Annotated in this window: 17 protein-coding genes; 9 read left to right on the top strand and 8 right to left on the bottom strand. The window is 69.7% G+C overall.

The genetic code is table 11. The features are described from left to right. Window positions 1-35 precede the first annotated feature (35 nt). On the top strand, window positions 36-1169 hold the full coding sequence (locus N5095_RS04335) for a 60S ribosomal export protein NMD3 (RefSeq protein WP_267621467.1): 1134 nt from the start codon (window positions 36-38) through the stop codon (window positions 1167-1169). Window positions 1170-1175: 6 nt separating this feature from the next. Here the strand turns inward: N5095_RS04335 and N5095_RS04340 are convergent, their stop codons facing one another. The 5 genes from N5095_RS04340 to N5095_RS04360 all read right to left on the bottom strand — a co-directional run bounded on the left by N5095_RS04340 (window position 1176) and on the right by N5095_RS04360 (window position 5025). Beyond that, window positions 1176-1367 (bottom strand): DUF7317 family protein, encoded by a 192-nt coding sequence (locus N5095_RS04340; RefSeq protein WP_267621469.1) that lies wholly within the window; start codon window positions 1365-1367, stop codon window positions 1176-1178. Between the two features lie 265 nt (window positions 1368-1632). Continuing rightward, the gene (locus tag N5095_RS04345; protein WP_267621471.1) at window positions 1633-3486 is read right to left on the bottom strand and encodes a helicase C-terminal domain-containing protein; all 1854 of its coding nucleotides are present in this window, start codon (window positions 3484-3486) and stop codon (window positions 1633-1635) included. Between the two features lie 163 nt (window positions 3487-3649). Beyond that, a complete protein-coding gene (locus tag N5095_RS04350) occupies window positions 3650-4249 on the bottom strand; it encodes a DUF502 domain-containing protein (protein ID WP_267621473.1) in 600 nt (199 codons plus the stop codon). Between the two features lie 80 nt (window positions 4250-4329). Beyond that, window positions 4330-4806 (bottom strand): cupin domain-containing protein, encoded by a 477-nt coding sequence (locus N5095_RS04355; RefSeq protein WP_267621475.1) that lies wholly within the window; start codon window positions 4804-4806, stop codon window positions 4330-4332. Between the two features lie 15 nt (window positions 4807-4821). Continuing rightward, on the bottom strand, window positions 4822-5025 hold the full coding sequence (locus N5095_RS04360; RefSeq protein ID WP_267621477.1) for a DUF7561 family protein: 204 nt from the start codon (window positions 5023-5025) through the stop codon (window positions 4822-4824). A 119-nt stretch (window positions 5026-5144) separates the two neighbouring features. Between N5095_RS04360 and N5095_RS04365 the strand changes: the two genes are divergently transcribed. The 4 genes from N5095_RS04365 to N5095_RS04380 all read left to right on the top strand — a co-directional run bounded on the left by N5095_RS04365 (window position 5145) and on the right by N5095_RS04380 (window position 9488). Next, on the top strand, window positions 5145-6026 hold the full coding sequence (locus N5095_RS04365) for a YkgJ family cysteine cluster protein (protein ID WP_267621479.1): 882 nt from the start codon (window positions 5145-5147) through the stop codon (window positions 6024-6026). A gap of 106 nt (window positions 6027-6132) precedes the next feature. Further along, a complete protein-coding gene (locus tag N5095_RS04370; protein ID WP_267621481.1) occupies window positions 6133-7560 on the top strand; it encodes a M14 family zinc carboxypeptidase in 1428 nt (475 codons plus the stop codon). Window positions 7561-7665: 105 nt separating this feature from the next. Beyond that, the gene (locus N5095_RS04375; protein ID WP_267621483.1) at window positions 7666-8598 is read left to right on the top strand and encodes an NAD(P)H-binding protein; all 933 of its coding nucleotides are present in this window, start codon (window positions 7666-7668) and stop codon (window positions 8596-8598) included. Further along, window positions 8595-9488: a DUF7530 family protein gene (locus N5095_RS04380; protein ID WP_267621485.1), complete on the top strand. Its 894-nt coding sequence runs from the start codon at window positions 8595-8597 to the stop codon at window positions 9486-9488. Before N5095_RS04375 ends, N5095_RS04380 begins: the two co-directional genes overlap by 4 nt. Before the next feature lie 4 nt (window positions 9489-9492). Here N5095_RS04380 and N5095_RS04385 read toward each other — a convergent pair whose 3' ends face one another. Beyond that, a complete protein-coding gene (locus N5095_RS04385; protein WP_390202616.1) occupies window positions 9493-9666 on the bottom strand; it encodes a DUF5786 family protein in 174 nt (57 codons plus the stop codon). Between the two features lie 273 nt (window positions 9667-9939). On the opposite strand from N5095_RS04385, the gene N5095_RS04390 reads away from it, so the two are divergent. Continuing rightward, a complete protein-coding gene (locus N5095_RS04390) occupies window positions 9940-10980 on the top strand; it encodes a DUF5784 family protein (protein ID WP_267621488.1) in 1041 nt (346 codons plus the stop codon). A 120-nt stretch (window positions 10981-11100) separates the two neighbouring features. Here N5095_RS04390 and N5095_RS04395 read toward each other — a convergent pair whose 3' ends face one another. Then, a complete protein-coding gene (locus tag N5095_RS04395; protein WP_267621490.1) occupies window positions 11101-11385 on the bottom strand; it encodes a DUF5789 family protein in 285 nt (94 codons plus the stop codon). A gap of 262 nt (window positions 11386-11647) precedes the next feature. Between N5095_RS04395 and N5095_RS04400 the strand changes: the two genes are divergently transcribed. Continuing rightward, a complete protein-coding gene (locus tag N5095_RS04400; protein ID WP_267621492.1) occupies window positions 11648-12457 on the top strand; it encodes a PHP domain-containing protein in 810 nt (269 codons plus the stop codon). A 26-nt stretch (window positions 12458-12483) separates the two neighbouring features. Then, window positions 12484-12648: a DUF6757 family protein gene (locus tag N5095_RS04405; protein ID WP_267621494.1), complete on the top strand. Its 165-nt coding sequence runs from the start codon at window positions 12484-12486 to the stop codon at window positions 12646-12648. Between the two features lie 152 nt (window positions 12649-12800). On the opposite strand, the gene N5095_RS04410 is transcribed toward N5095_RS04405, so the two are convergent. Next, the gene (locus N5095_RS04410) at window positions 12801-13340 is read right to left on the bottom strand and encodes a DedA family protein (protein WP_267621496.1); all 540 of its coding nucleotides are present in this window, start codon (window positions 13338-13340) and stop codon (window positions 12801-12803) included. Between the two features lie 204 nt (window positions 13341-13544). On the opposite strand from N5095_RS04410, the gene hemB reads away from it, so the two are divergent. Further along, a complete protein-coding gene (gene hemB, locus N5095_RS04415; RefSeq protein WP_267621499.1) occupies window positions 13545-14525 on the top strand; it encodes a porphobilinogen synthase in 981 nt (326 codons plus the stop codon). Window positions 14526-14554 lie beyond the last annotated feature (29 nt).

Genomic DNA, 14554 nt, shown 5'->3' on the forward strand with positions numbered 1-14554 from the left:
GGGACTTAACCCGCCGAACGGCTTACGACGGCGCAATGAGCGACTCTCACGCTTCCCGTGAGTTCTGCCCCCGCTGTGGCGACCCGGTCCCCGACCGGGAGGAGCCCCTGCCGGGAGCGCCCCGCGAGCGCGACGCCGTCCTCTGTGACGCCTGCTACTTCGAGGACTTCGACCTCGTCGACGCGCCCGACCGCGTGGAGGTGCAGGTGTGTGCCTCCTGTGGCGCGGTCCACCGCGGCAACCGCTGGGTCGACGTCGGCGCGAAGGACTACACCGACGTGGCCGTCGACGAGGTCAGCGAGTCCCTCGCGGTCCACGTCAACGCCCACGACGTGACCTGGGCCGTCGAACCCGAACAGGTCGACCAGAACACCATCCGGATGCACTGTCGGTTCTCCGGCATCGTCCGCGAGACGTTTCTCGAAGAGGAGACCGTCGTCCCCGTGATGATTTCGCGGGGGACCTGCACCCAGTGCGGTCGCCGGGCGGGCGGCTACTGGGCCAGCCTCGTCCAAGTTCGTGGTACGGACCGCACCCCGACGAAGGAGGAGGACGCCCGCGCCGTCGAGATTGCCCAGGACATCATCGCCGACCGCGAGGAGGCCGGCGACCGCAACGCGTTCATCACGGAGACGAAGGAGACCGACGAAGGCGTGAACATCAAGCTCTCCACGAACCAGCTCGGTCAGGCCGTCTCTACTCGGGTCACGCGCGAACTCGGCGGCCACGTCAAGGAGTACCCGACGCTCGTCACGGAGGACGGCGACGGCAACGAGGTGTACCGCGTCACCTACGCGGTCCGCCTGCCGAAGTTCATCGGCGGCGACGTCATCGACCCGGACGACGGTGACGGGCCGGTCCTCGTCAGGAGCGCCCGCGGGAACCTGAAGGGGATTCGGCTGGCCACCGGCGACGGCTACGAGTCGCGCTTCGAGGAGGGCGAGACGCCGTCGGCGCGGAAACTCGGCACCGTCGAGGACGCCGTCGAGACGACCGTGGTGACCGTCGAGGACGAACACGCCGTGCAGGTGCTCGACCCGGAGACCTACGAGGCGAAGACGATTCCCCGACCCGACTTCTTCGACGCCGACGCCGACAACGTCCGCGTGCTCAAGAGCCGCGCGGGGCTCCACGTCGTGCCGGACGACGGCGCTCAGGCGGAGAGTTAAACTCGCTCAGTCGGCGCCGACCGGGCGCTCCGCCGTGGCGTCGACCGTCGGCGGCTCGGGCCGACGCGCGACTCCGAACTTCTCCATCGCCGTGAGGAACTCCCGCTCCGAGCGACCCGCACGCGTCGCGGCCTGTGCCAGTGTCAGCGTTCCGCTCCGGTACAGCGTGAGCGCCTGCGCGAGGGAGGTCGTGTGCATCTGTGTTCGTCTACACTCACACGCACCTGGTTCGTAAAGCTATCGTGAGAATCGGTGTCACTACAGGACTGGTAGGACAGTATTACTGGACGCACGAACAGTAATTGGGGGAATTTTAATCTATTATGGTTGTTCATCTCGGGGGTCGCAACTGTGGTGTCCGGCAATACTTGCGTTCGGTGGCAAGTTTCGCCAGCCGCGCGGCTCGCCGGTCGGTGTCGCCGCGGCCCGCGTGTCGGGCGAGGTGGTTCGGGATGCGCCCGCCTCAGCGGTCGCCCCAGACGTCCGAGAGCGGGTGGTTCTCCCGCCGCTCGGCGGCCGACTCCTTCGTCCCGCTCGACCCGGCACGGCCCGACGAGGCGCCGGTGGCGCCGGAGCGCTCGGCTCCGGTCGCGCTCCCGCTGTCAGTCCCCGACCGCCCTCGCGAGCCCCGGCCTCGACGCCCGCGTCCCGCCGGTTCGCCCAGGTCGCCGAGCGCGGCGCTCGGGTCGAAGTCGGGGAGCGCCGGCGTCGACATCCGCTCGACCTGCTCGGCGAACCAGTCGGGCGTGTCGCTCGCCGCCCGCTCGAACAGGTCGAGCAGGCTCGAATCCGCGATGTAGGTGTCGCCGTAGTCGTCGGGCGCGCGGACGACCCGGCCGCAGGCCTGAATCACGGTCCGGAGGGCGGCGCGGTAGTACCACGCCCACTGGCCCTCCTCCAGGCGGCGTGCCACCCGCGAGTCGCTCGTGTTGAGGTACGGCGCCTTACAGAGCACCTGCCAGCGACAGAGCTCCCCCTTGAGGTCCAATGCCTCCTCCATCTTCACCGAGAGGAACAGTTCGGGCTCCGAGGAGGCCTTCCACGCCTCCAGTTCGGCGTCGCGGTTCTCGCGGTCGTGGGCGCGGACGCGGGCGCCGACGCCGAAGTTCGCGAGGTGCTCGGCGAGGCGGTCCTGAATCCCGTAGGAGTGACAGTGGACCAGCCCCTTCTGCTCGGGATGTTTCGCCATGAGCCTGACCAGCAGGCGGGCGATTTTGGGGACGGTCTCGTCGCGGTGTTCGAACGTCATCTTTCCCTGTGTCACGTCGTACAGCGGGCGGTTCTCGACGGGGAACGTGTGGCCCACGTCGACCAGCGCGACGTTCTCCGGCTGGAGCCCGACCTGCCGGCAGAACGCCTCCTTGTTCAGAATCGTGGCCGAGAGGAGGGCGAACCGGTTCCCGCGGTCCCAGACGGTGTGGTGGAGGTACTTCTCCGGGTTGAGTGGCTTGACCGTGATGGGCTCGCCCTCCCCGTCGGGTTGGTCGACCACCCACGTCGTCGGACTCATCGGGTCGCGGTAGTCCTTCACGAACCAGTCGAGTTCGCCCCGCAGCTCCTGGAGGCGGTCGCGGCGGGCCACCTCCTCGGGCGTGAGTTCGGACTTCGTCAGCAGTTCGTCCTTCTCGCGCTCGCACACCCCCGAGAGGGCTTCGGCGAAGCGCACGGTGCGCTCGACGGAGTCGTCCGCGTCGCGCACGTTCGGTACCGATACGTCGTCCCAGACGGGCACCCGTCGAGGCGTTATCTCGATGGTCGCGTACATCTCCGCCCACTCCGCGAGGCCGTGTGCCTCGTCGACGACGACGACGTCGCGCTTGCGGAACACGTCGCTGCCGGCGGTCTGCATGAAGTACGCGAGCGTCATCGCCGCGATGTCCCGCGAGGAGGCGACCGCGCGGTCCGAGAAGTACGGACAGCGGTGGCGGACCGTGCAGTCGAATCCTTTCTGGCGGACACAGGGGGCGCGATTGACGGGCGTGTCGTGCTCGCCCGGGAGGATACAGCTGTAGTTGGACTTCCCCCGAATCACCTTGAGGTCGTCGAGGAGGTCGTCGCTCGCCACGTCGTCGAGTTGGGAGACCTGCGGGGTGGTGTAGTAGGCGCCGGTCGCGTCGCGCGGGCGGGACTCCTCGACGGTGGCGGCACAGCCGGCGATGGCCCGCGCGAGGAGGGACTTCCCGCTCCCCGTCGGCGCGCGCACGAGCACCACGTCGTTGCCGGCGGCGAAGGCGTCCCGGATGTCACGGAGCGCCTGCTCCTGGTTGCCGCGGTAGGACGGGGCGGGGAAGGCGTCGAAGATGCGGTCCGGCTCCACGCTCGGTCGGAACGCGTCGGCCGGCCTAAATCCTCCGGATGTGGTGAGTCGGGCCTCTCTTCGAGTCGGGTTTCGTCGTTGGGGGTTGGCTCACGGAAGCCCCACTCGTGGTGGTCGTCCGGTTGGTCGCCGTCGGATGGGTTGCACCGCGCTCGACCACCGGTTACCGCTCGCCGAGGTCCTCGATGCCGGCGCGTTGCACGCGGAGCTCGCCGTCGCCGTCGCTGAACCCGCAGGAGATGAGCCGGATGCCGAGCGAGACGGTCGTCTCGTCGGCCTCCTCCAGTCGGTCGGGGTCGACCTCGACGACGAACCCGGAGGTCACGTCGGGCGCACCGGGGAGGAAGACGATTTCGCGGCCCGCGGGGCTCCGGTTCCCGGTTCGGAGCGCGCTGATTCGGAAGTCGCCGCCGGCGTCGATTTTGGTCGGTCCTCGCGGTCGCCCGTTACCGACGAGCAGGCTGTCGGCGCTGTTCTTGGCGGCGTTGTACACGGTTCGGAGGCCGACGAGGGCGTTCATCAGTCGGTCGACGCCGCCGCTGAGCCACCGGCCGACGCCGGTACGCATGAGGTAGCCGACCGACAGCGTCAGCGTCCCGGCGACGACGGCGACCACCGTCACCCGGAGCGGCGCCGACGCCACGCCGGGGAGCACCGGCAGGTCGGCGACGGCTCCGTAGAGCCAGACGACCGGGACGACCACCACGGCGACCGGCAGCAGCGTCACCACCCCGCGGACGAAGGCACGACGGACCGAGCGCATCTGCCGTCGCTTTTCCGTCGACCCATATGAATCCTCCCACCGTGAGCGTGGCTCCGGAGGACGACCGGCTCCGTGCCGGCTCAGAGCGCCAGTCTGTCGACCGCCGAGCCACACCCCGTACACCGGACGACGACCGCGTTCGCCCCGTCGACGAGTTCGGGGGTCTGGAGGGTCCGGCCGGCGCACGTGGGACACGCCCGGAGGTACTCGATACCCGTACTCCCGCGTGGTGCGCCGAGCGCGAGCGCGACGACCCGTCTCTCCCCCCGGTTCCATCCGAGTTGAAACTCGCCGGGGGCGAACCGGACGGCTTCACCCGGGCCGAGGTCGACGGTCCCGGACTCGGTCTCGAACGTCGCCGTCCCGGCGAGGACGTAGAACACCTCCTCCTGGTCGAGGTGGCGGTGGTAGTCGTATCCGAAGCTCTCTCCGGGGGCGAGTTCGAAGTAGTTGACCGCGACGCCCTCCGCCCCGAGCGCCGCCGAGAGCGGACGGAGGACGCTCGCCGGGCTGACCGACGCGGGCGTTTCGACGTCGTCTACGGAGATTCGCTTCATCGACCGGTCCGTGACCTACAGCGCCTTCACGTCGGCGGCGGTCACCTCGCGGTCGCCGGGCAGTCGGGTGAGACAGTCGAAACAGAGGAAGTGTGTGCTCCCGTCCATGAGCTCCAGCTCGATGCCGCCGGTGCTCTCGGAGGGGAGCGACCAGAAGTCGCCGATGCCGCCGGCGATACGGACCTTCCGGCCGCAGCCGTCGCACGGTTCACTCGCCATACCCTCCGAACGTCCCCCCGAGGGAAGAAGCGTTCGTCCCGTCCCGACCGACGCCACCGACTCGCGGACACCCCCCGCGTCGGCGTGAGTTTCTTGCGCCCCGCTACCGAACAACACCTATGCGCGTGAACTGCGCGGGCTGTGCCGGCTGCTGTGTCGACTGGCGCCCGCTCGCCCCGGACGCGCCGAATCACGAGCGTCGCGACGGTCGGGTCCCGCTCGACGACGCCTACAACCTGGTTCCCCTCCTCCGCGACGAGGTCCGCGACTACGTCGACGCCGGCTTCGGTGACGCGCTGACACCCCGGCTCTGGCGGGTGCCGGCGACGAACGCGGACGCGAGCGCGACGACCATCGACGGTCACCGGGTCGCCGCTGTCGACGGCCGGCCGGTGTTCTTCGTCGGTCTGCGCAAGCCGCCGAAGCCGGTCGGCCCGTTCGGCACCGACGCGCGGTGGCTCGACGCCTGTGCCTTTCTCGACCCCGAGACGCTGAAGTGTCGCATCCACGAGGACGAGCTGTACCCCGAGACGTGCGGCGTCTACCCCGGTGCGAACCTCGAACTCGGCGCCGAGACGGAGTGTGAGCGCGTCGAAGCGCGATTCGACGGCGAACGACTGCTCGACCGAACACCCCCGGAACACACCGGCCTCCGGCTCGGCCCCGCCGCGGTCGGCGCGAAACTGTTCGTCCACCCCGACCCCGAGCGCCTGGCCGGCGTCGTCGACCGCGCCGCCTCGGGGTCGCTCACCGCGGCCGACCGAGCGGAGTTCGTCGGGGTCGCCGTCGGCTCTCGCCCCGGCTCGACCGAGGTGGACGAAGAGCGGGCCGCCCGCGCCCGCGACCGGACCGTCACGGCCGACTCGTGGGCCGGGCGCGTCGCCGACGAGTGGGAACGCCGGGCCGGCGACCCGGGCGACGCCCCGGCGTCCGACGAGCACGCCGACGCGTCGGCGTTCGAGCGGGCCCGCGGTGCCCCGGACGTCTCCGACTGGGACTGAGCCGGCCGTCGTTGCCCCTTTCGGCCACAAGCTAGTTGACAAGTGGTACCAACTCTCGGCGTGCCGGACCGATTATGACACGAAACCCCAGCAAGCGGAGCGACGAATGAGGCGACGTACGTTTCTCACGGCAGCGGGCGCGACTGCGGTCGGCCTCGCGGGCGCTTCCTCGACGGCTGCCCAAGAGGGGACGCCGATTCCGAACCCGAACGCGTATCTCACGAACAGTCAGCTGACCCGACGGCTCAAACTGCTGAACGCGGAGAGCGACCTCGTGTCGCTCCGCCCCATCGGCCGGTCGGCCTGCCGGAACGACCCCATCTGGGAGGTGACGGTCGGTGAGGGGGAGACGAACGTCCACCTCATCACCCAGATTCACGGCGACGAGCCGGCCGGCACCGAGGCCGCGCTGGTCGTTCTCCGGCAGATGACCGCCGAACCCGACGAGTTCGAGGCGGTCCTCGACGAACTCACCATCACCATCGTTCCGCGGGTGAACCCGGACGGCGCGATGTACGGGTTCGACGCCGACGGCGACGGGGACCGCGACCGGGTCACCCGACGACAGAACGTCCAGCCGTGGTCGAAGCGGGACTCGCTGTACGAGCCGTACTACCACTACGCCTCCGGCGAGGATTTCCCGTACGCGCCGGAGAACCCACCGCTCGGCTACGACATGAACCGGGACTTCAACATCCGGACCGACCTCGACGCCGGCGACGTCCCCGAGGAGTGGTGGACGAGCGCCGAGGAGGACGGCGAGACCGTCTGGCAGGTCGACCAGCCCTACGAGGGGTACACGCTGTCGGCGAGCGGGCTCCGCCTCGCCCCCGAGGTCCGGGCGGTGACGGAGTCGTTCCTGCGGGCCGACCCCGACTACGCCATCACCCACCACCACCAGGGAATCGCGTCCGTGCCGGACACCGAACCGCCGGAGCCGTCGCTGCTGAGCGTGATGGCGGCTTTCGGTCCGTCCTACCTGGAGCAGGCGCCGTTCTACGACGGCGAGGGTCCCGTCGAGGACGCGGTGAACCCGTTCATCGACCGGGAGACGAGCGAGCGGTCGCTCCGCCTCAACCGACTGGTGGCCGACCGCCTCGCCGAGACGACCGAGCCGTGGGACGACGCCTTCGACGACACTACCCGTTACGGTTACGCCACCCTGTGGGGGTCGTACCTCGACGCGCTCTGTCCCCAGACCGGCGCGGCGGGGATGCTGTACGAAATCTCCGGGCAGTCCGACGCGGCCGGCTCCCGGGCCTACGGGTTGAAGGTCGAAGCCTCCCGCGTCGGGTTCCTCGAGACCTTCGAGGCGCTCGCCGCGGACCCGACGCTGTCGAGCGTCGACGCCGGGAGTTACTTCGACATCCCACTGAAGGGCGAGGACATCGAGACCCCGCCGCCGGCCGGCCGAGGACGGAGCGGGCCGTCCACGGCTCCGACGAAGGCCGGACCGGCGAGCGGAACCGCCCGGGCGCGGGACGCGACCACGAGCTTCGACGACCGACTGCGGCGCATCCTTCGGGCGGACTGAGTCGGCCTCGGCGGCCCCGTCGCGCCGGCTCCCTCGCCGGAGGGCCCTACGCCGAGGCCCGTCTCGGCGGGAACCGTTATCCGCTCGCCGTCCTCAGAGATACCCATGCGAGTGCTCCTGACCGGGGCGACCGGGTTCGTCGGCGGTCGCCTCCTCCCCGCCCTCCTCGAGGCCGGCCACGACGTGACCGTGCTCACCCGTGACGCCGACGGTTTCGACGCGCCGGAGGGCGTCGCGGTCGTCGAGGGTGACCTGCTCGACGCCGGGAGCTTCGAGGCGGCGCTGGAGGGGGTCGAGGCGGCGTACTATCTCGTCCACTCGATGGGGAGCGCCGACGACGAGGACTTCGCCGAGCGCGACCGCCGGGCGGCCCGGAACTTCGCCGAGGCGGCGAGCGACGCCGACGTCGACCGCGTGATATATCTCGGTGGACTCGGCGGCGACGAGGACGAACTCTCGAAACACCTGAAATCCCGTCGGCAGGTCGAAGCGGTGCTCTCGGAGGGTGAGTACGACCTGACGACGCTCCGGGCGGCCATCATCGTCGGCGACGGGAGCGCCAGCTTCCGGATGGTCCGCCAGCTGTCGGGCCGGCTCCCGATGATGGTCACTCCCGAGTGGGTGCGCACGGAGTGTCAGCCCATCGCCATCGACGACGTGGTGCGGTACCTCGTCGCCGTCCTCGACGTGCCCGAGACGGCCGGCGAGACGTACGAAATCGGCGGCCCGGACGTGCTCACTTACGGGGCGGTGCTCGAACGCACCGCGAAACAGCTCGGCAGGAGTCCGCTCATCCTCCCGGTGCCGGTGTTGAGTCCGCGGCTCTCCTCGTACTGGGTGGAGCTCGTCACAGACGTGCCCCGGAGCGTGGCGAGACCGCTCATCGACGGGCTGAAGAACCCGGTGGTGGTGACAGACCACCGCATCGAGGAGCTGATACCGTTCGAGCGCACGCCGTTCGACGTGGCCGTCAGTCGGGCGCTGGGGGAGGAGAGTTCGCGCCGACGACGGCTGGGCGCCGAGGCGCTCCCCCGATGAAGGAGTCGAGTGGCGAGTCGGACTCCGACGCGGAGACGGAGGTCGACCGCGCCGGCGGGGCGGACGAGTCGGACGGGTCGCACCGGACCGACGGCGAGGGGACCGTCGAGAGCGTCGGCCGGAAGGAGGTCGTCGACCCCGAGCGCTACGGCGCCGAGCAGGACCCGGCACCGGGCCCCGATTACGGCGAGGCGTGGGTGTACGAGAGCATCGTCGGCGCCCTCCCCGGGGCGGACCTCGCGGGGCCGAAGGCGGTCGCCCTCCAGTTGGTGCTGTTCCAGGTCGCCATCCTCCTCTTCGGGTGGCTGTACGAGCTCCCGAACGCCGTCCTCGCGGGGACGGCCGCGGTCGTCGTCGCCGGCGTCGGGAGCGTCGCCATGCTCCGTATCGGTCGGGGGACGCGGTCGCTGTCGGTGTCGCCGACGTACCGCCGGCTCCTGTTCGGGTCGAGTATCGAGGTCGTCCTCGCGGTGCTCGCGTTCATCGCGCTCGTCACCCACCTGTTCGTGTTCGACCCCCAGCAGGCGGCGGTGACGGGCGAGCCGACGCTGATGAACCAGTTGTTCGGTCCGGCCCCGCCCACCGTCCCGGTGTTCCTGATGCTGCTCGTGCTCTGGGACCTCTGCTATCGCATCGGCACCTCGTGGTGGACGGCCGTGGTGTCGCTGTGGGGGTCGGTCCGCATCCGGGTGGACGACGAGACCTCGAAGGAGCTCCAGCGGCTCGACGCCGTCAACGTCGGGTTCGCGCTCGCACAGCTCCTGCTCGTCCCGTTCCTCCTCGACGAGCGCGTCCTGCTGTTCGCGGTGGGCGGTCACGTCGTCGCCGTCACCGTGGTCTCCGGGCTCTCGACGATCCTCGCACGACGCGGCCTCTTCAGAAACGGTTGAGCGGCTACTGGCCCTTGATTTCGCGGAACTGGTCGAGAAGCGCCTCCGCGGACTCGCCGGCGTCGAACTCCATCTCCCCCCGGTACTCCGTCCGTCCCTCGTCGAACGCGGCGTCCACCTGGGCCGACTTCTGTGCACGCCGCTCGTGTTCGTCCTCGTCGTAAGCACCCATTGACATGCTACATCATGACTTTGTTATTTTTCGTTAAGAACCTAACGGTTAGTGAGCTGGGGTGTCGGCGGGAACGAAACGTTCGACGGCGGCGGGTCGGCGGCCCTCGACCGTCCGCCGCCGTCGTTCGGTTCGCTTCTCCCTCGGGGTCGACTCCCGCTCCGGAAACCCGACTCCCTCCTCTCCCGCACCCGACCACCCCCGTTTCGGCGTTCGATACCACCTTCGACGCGCGACGCTCACGGAACACGTAAGAGGGGCCGACGCAGTTGGTCTCACGTGGCGCGTCCACTTCGCTTCCGATACGCCCCCGGCCGCTGGACACTCGACCGCGTCCGACGGGACGTCTTCGAGCCGCTGGACGCCAATCTGGGGGCGACGATGTCGTCGCCGTGGTTCAAACCGCCGTCGCGGTATCAGGCCCGGCGGTTCGAGATGGACAACGGTGACGTCGCCCTCTTCGCGTGGCGCGACGGGGACGACCCGGACGACGACCACGGAAGCGGCCCGGCCGCCTACTGGTTGGGCAACACGGAGACGCCCGAGACGTTGTGGCGCACCGACAAGTACGGCTTCGACGAGGTGCCGTTCTCCGTCACCCGGTGGGCCGAGCGCGAACTGCTCGCCCAACTCCACGACGAGTCGCCGTGGCTCTCGCCGTTCCCGCACCTCTCGTGGTTCTTCCTCCCCGTCTTCCTCTCGAAGGACGGCCGGGAGACGACCCGGGACTTCTTCGCCGAGCACGCCGCCGGCTTCCCCGACGCCGACCGCGACGAGGCGCTCGGGTTCTACGAGGAGTTCCTCTCGACCGGAGCGCTCGACGAGTTCCGCGAGGAGATGGCCGGCAAGCTCGGTACGTCGGAGTACCTCGACGAACACCGGATGGCGGCGGCGATGAGCGAGTTTACGGGCGCGAAGATTCTCCACGACGCCGGCTACGACCTCACGCCCGAAATCGAGGTGACGACCGGCCACTCCCTCGACTTCCGCGCCGACGGCGAGGGCGGCGAGGGGGTGCTCGTCGAGATAACCCGGCCCCGCCCACCGAGCCGCCGGTCGGCGGGAACGCCGGTCGGCGCCGTCCGTGACACGGCCGAGACGAAGTCGACCGGCCAGCTCAAGTCACACGGCGGCGGCGCCGTGCTGTTCGTCGACTGTTCGTCGTTCACCGACGACGACTGGGCGGCCGTGAAAGCGGAGCAGCCGGAGGTTCGACACAGGCCGGCGGTCGTCTTCCGCGCCCGCCCCGACGGGCGAATCGAGGGGTACGAGAAGGGTCGCGTGCCGCTCGACCTCGACGGCGGGCTGACGCTGTTCTGACCGGGACGGCTCCCGAGTGCCTGGCTGTCGAGGCCGCGGCTACCGCTCGTCGGCCGAGCCGTGACAGGAAAGAGGGGTCGAGGTTGGTGTGGACTGGTTACGCGCGTCTCCGGCGCCGGCTCAGAACGACACCTGTTCCGGCCCGCTCTCGCCGAGGGCGTAGGCGTCGCGGTCGCTGTAGTAGCGCCGGCCGATTGCCTCGTGACCGACGCCGGTGAACAGCGCGTCCCGGACGTCCTGCGGGCCGTGGTACGTCTCCGGGCCGAGTCGACCGAGCACCGTACCCAGCGTCTCCGTCCCGTTCTGCAGTTCGATCTCGCTGTCGCCGTAGGCGGCGATGAGTTCGGCACTCGTGGCCGGGTACGTGTGGGCGTCGATCAGGTCGTCGGTGTCGTCGAAGCGCATCACCAGCTACTCCGGCGAGGTAGTTCATAATGGTTTTCCATGATGAACCTTAGTCGGACAGAGGTAATTAAGGTTCATTATACTCGTCCGTCCGACACGCCCGTCGGCCGGCGTCGTCGCCGTCGGCCTCGAAGCGGGTGGCGGTGACGAACACGCCCAGGAGGGGGCTCCGACGGCTCGTACCGCGAGTCTGACGCCGACGGGACAGGGAGCCGCCGACGCCATCGAAACCGGTTTGGGTCGCGGGGGTGAGCGACCGAGCATGTCACAGCCGGTCGCCGACCTCCACGTGCACACCCCCGTCTCGGACGGGACGCTGACGCTCGACGAACTGCCGGACGCGGCCCGGGCGGCCGGCGTCGGGGTCGTCGCGGTGACCGACCACGACCGCGTCCACCCCGACATCGAGGCACCCGTCGTCGACCGCGACGGGGTCGAGCTGATTCGCGGCATCGAACTCCGCGTCGAGCCCGCCGACGACGCGGTCGGCCGGGTCGACCTCCTCGGCTACGCGCTCGACCCGACCGACGAACTGCTCGACGAGCTGGAGCGGGTCCAGCGCGACCGGGTCGAGCGCGGCGGGAAAATCATCGAGCGCGTGGAGACCCACCTCGACGTCGACCTCGACCTCGAACCGCGCGAGGGAATCGGCCGTCCCCACGTCGCCCGCGCCGTCGAGGCGAGCGAAGCGCCCTACGACGCCGAGGCGGCGTTCCGGCAACTCATCGGCTCCGACGGCCCCTGCTTCGTCCCGCGGGACGTGACCGGGTTCGAGGAGGGTGCCGCCCTGCTCGCCGACTCCTGTGCGGTCGTCTCGCTCGCACACCCGTTCCGGTACCCCGACCCCGAGGCGGCGCTCGCGCTCGCCGAGTCGCCACACCTGGACGCGGTCGAGCGCTTCTACCCCTACGGGCGCGAGGTGGACACCGACCTCGTCGACCGCGTCGCCGCCGAGGGTGACCTGCTCCGGACCGGCGGGAGCGACGCCCACGGGAAGACGCTCGGGAAGGCCGGTCCCGACCGCGAGGCGTTCGACGCGTTTGCGGCGCGACTGTCGGAAACGGAGGCTTGAACCCCGTGGGAGACGAAGGTCCGACTATGCGTTGTCACTACTGCGACCGGGAGGCCGCCTACGCTGCCGAGAACAAGGGTGTCAAGGTGGGCCTCTGTGAGTCGCACTTCCGCGAGCGGATCGAGGAGTTGGCCGACTCCGAGGAGCTCGCGGCGCTGCAGGAGCAGATCGACGTCGATCGAACCGAGTGAGCTCCGTCTCGCTCTCTTTCGATCGACGTCGATGCGACGTGGACCGCACCGAATGACCTCCGTGTCGTTCCATTGCGGTTCGCATCGATTCGCCGTGGACCGAACCGAGTGACCGCGTGGTCACGCGCTGGTTCTCGCGGGCGTGCCGCGCCTCAGAGCGTCGTATCGAGAAAGACGAGTACGCCCGCGAGAATTACCTCGAACGAGAGCGTGCCGAGCGCGGAGTAGAGCACGAACGTGCGGTCCCGGAGGTCCGAGAACCCCGCCGGCACCGTCAGCATCCCGCGCGTGAACAGCATCGTGTTCGAGAGTGGGACGACCACCGGCCCCCAGCGCTCGAACCAGCCGTCGAAGCGGTCGAGGCGCTCCTCGCTCACCCGGAACCAGCGCTTCTCCAGCAGGTACTCCCGGCCGCCGCGCTGGGCGAGTTTGAACAGGGCGTACTGACCGGCGGTGGCGCCGACGACGGCCACGGCGACGATGAGGAGGTTCTCCGGGGCGAGGAGCCGGGAGGTGTCGCCGATGAGGAGGATGGCGCCGGGGACGACGAGTTCGCTCGGCATGAAGTACATCAGCATCGCGCCCTCGAGGACGAACACGCCGAGCAGGACGAGGAGGGCGAGGTCGGAGTTGAGGAGGTTCTGCAGGAACGGTGGCATCTCGCCGACCACGTCCGTCTGGAGGCCCGCCATTCAGCGTGGGAGAGCCGCTCGGGGGGTAAATCGTTTGTGACCTGTTGGTCTCGGGGGCTGTCGAGTCGAAGTGGTCGGTCGCGACGGGACGAGTTCCGGGAGTCGTCTCAGCGTCTCCGCCGACTCTTTCGGTCGTGACGAGCACGCCACCCACCAAAAAGCGTCCCGACGCGGTTTTGCCCCACCCGACCTAATCCCCGACCCATGAACCTCACCGACCGACCCCGCCGGCTCCGCACCGACGGGGTCCGACCCCTCGTGAGCGAGACCCGCCTCGCCCCGGAGGACCTCATCGCGCCGGTGTTCGTCGACGCCACCACGGAGGAGCGCGTCCCCATCGAGTCCATGCCGGGCCACGAGCGCGTCCCCGTCTCGGAGGCCGTCTCACGCGTCGAGGAGGTGCTGGAGACCGGCGTCGAGGCCGTCATGCTCTTTGGCATCCCCGAGTCGAAAGACGAGTACGGTTCCCGAGCGTGGGCCGAAGACGGCGTCGTCCAGGAGGCCACCCGCGCGATAACCGAGGAGACCGACGCCTACGTCGTCACCGACGTCTGTCTCTGTGAGTACACGAGCCACGGCCACTGCGGTGTCGTCGAGGACCACGCGGCCGACGACCCCACCCTCACCGTCCGCAACGACGAGACGCTCGACCTGCTCGCGAAGACGGCCGTCTCGCACGCCGACGCCGGCGCCGACATGGTCGCCCCCTCCGCGATGACCGACGGGATGGTCGGCGCCATCCGCGACGGGTTGGACGACGCCGGCCACACGTCGGTGCCCATCATGTCATACGCCGCGAAGTACGAGTCCGCCTTCTACGGACCGTTCCGGGACGCCGCCGACGGCGCGCCCGCCTTCGGTGACCGTCGACACTATCAGATGGACCCCGCGAACGGTCGCGAGGCCCTGCGCGAGGTCCGCGCCGACGTCGAGCAGGGTGCCGACGTGCTGATGGTGAAGCCGGCGCTCCCGTACCTCGACGTGGTCGCCTCGATTCGCCGGGAGTTCGACCACCCTGTCGCCGCCTACAACGTCAGCGGCGAGTACGCGATGCTCCACGCGGCGGCCGACCGCGGCTGGCTCGACCTCGAAGCGACCGCCCACGAGTCCCTGCTCTCCATCAAGCGCGCCGGCGCCGACCTCATCCTGACGTACTTCGCCGAGGACGTGGCGAAGGGTCTCTGAGACTCGGTCGCGGTCGCCGCCGGTCGCCG

Origin of the sequence: Halobium salinum, from assembly GCF_026586625.1 — an archaeon.
GTDB lineage: Archaea > Halobacteriota > Halobacteria > Halobacteriales > Haloferacaceae > Halobium > Halobium salinum.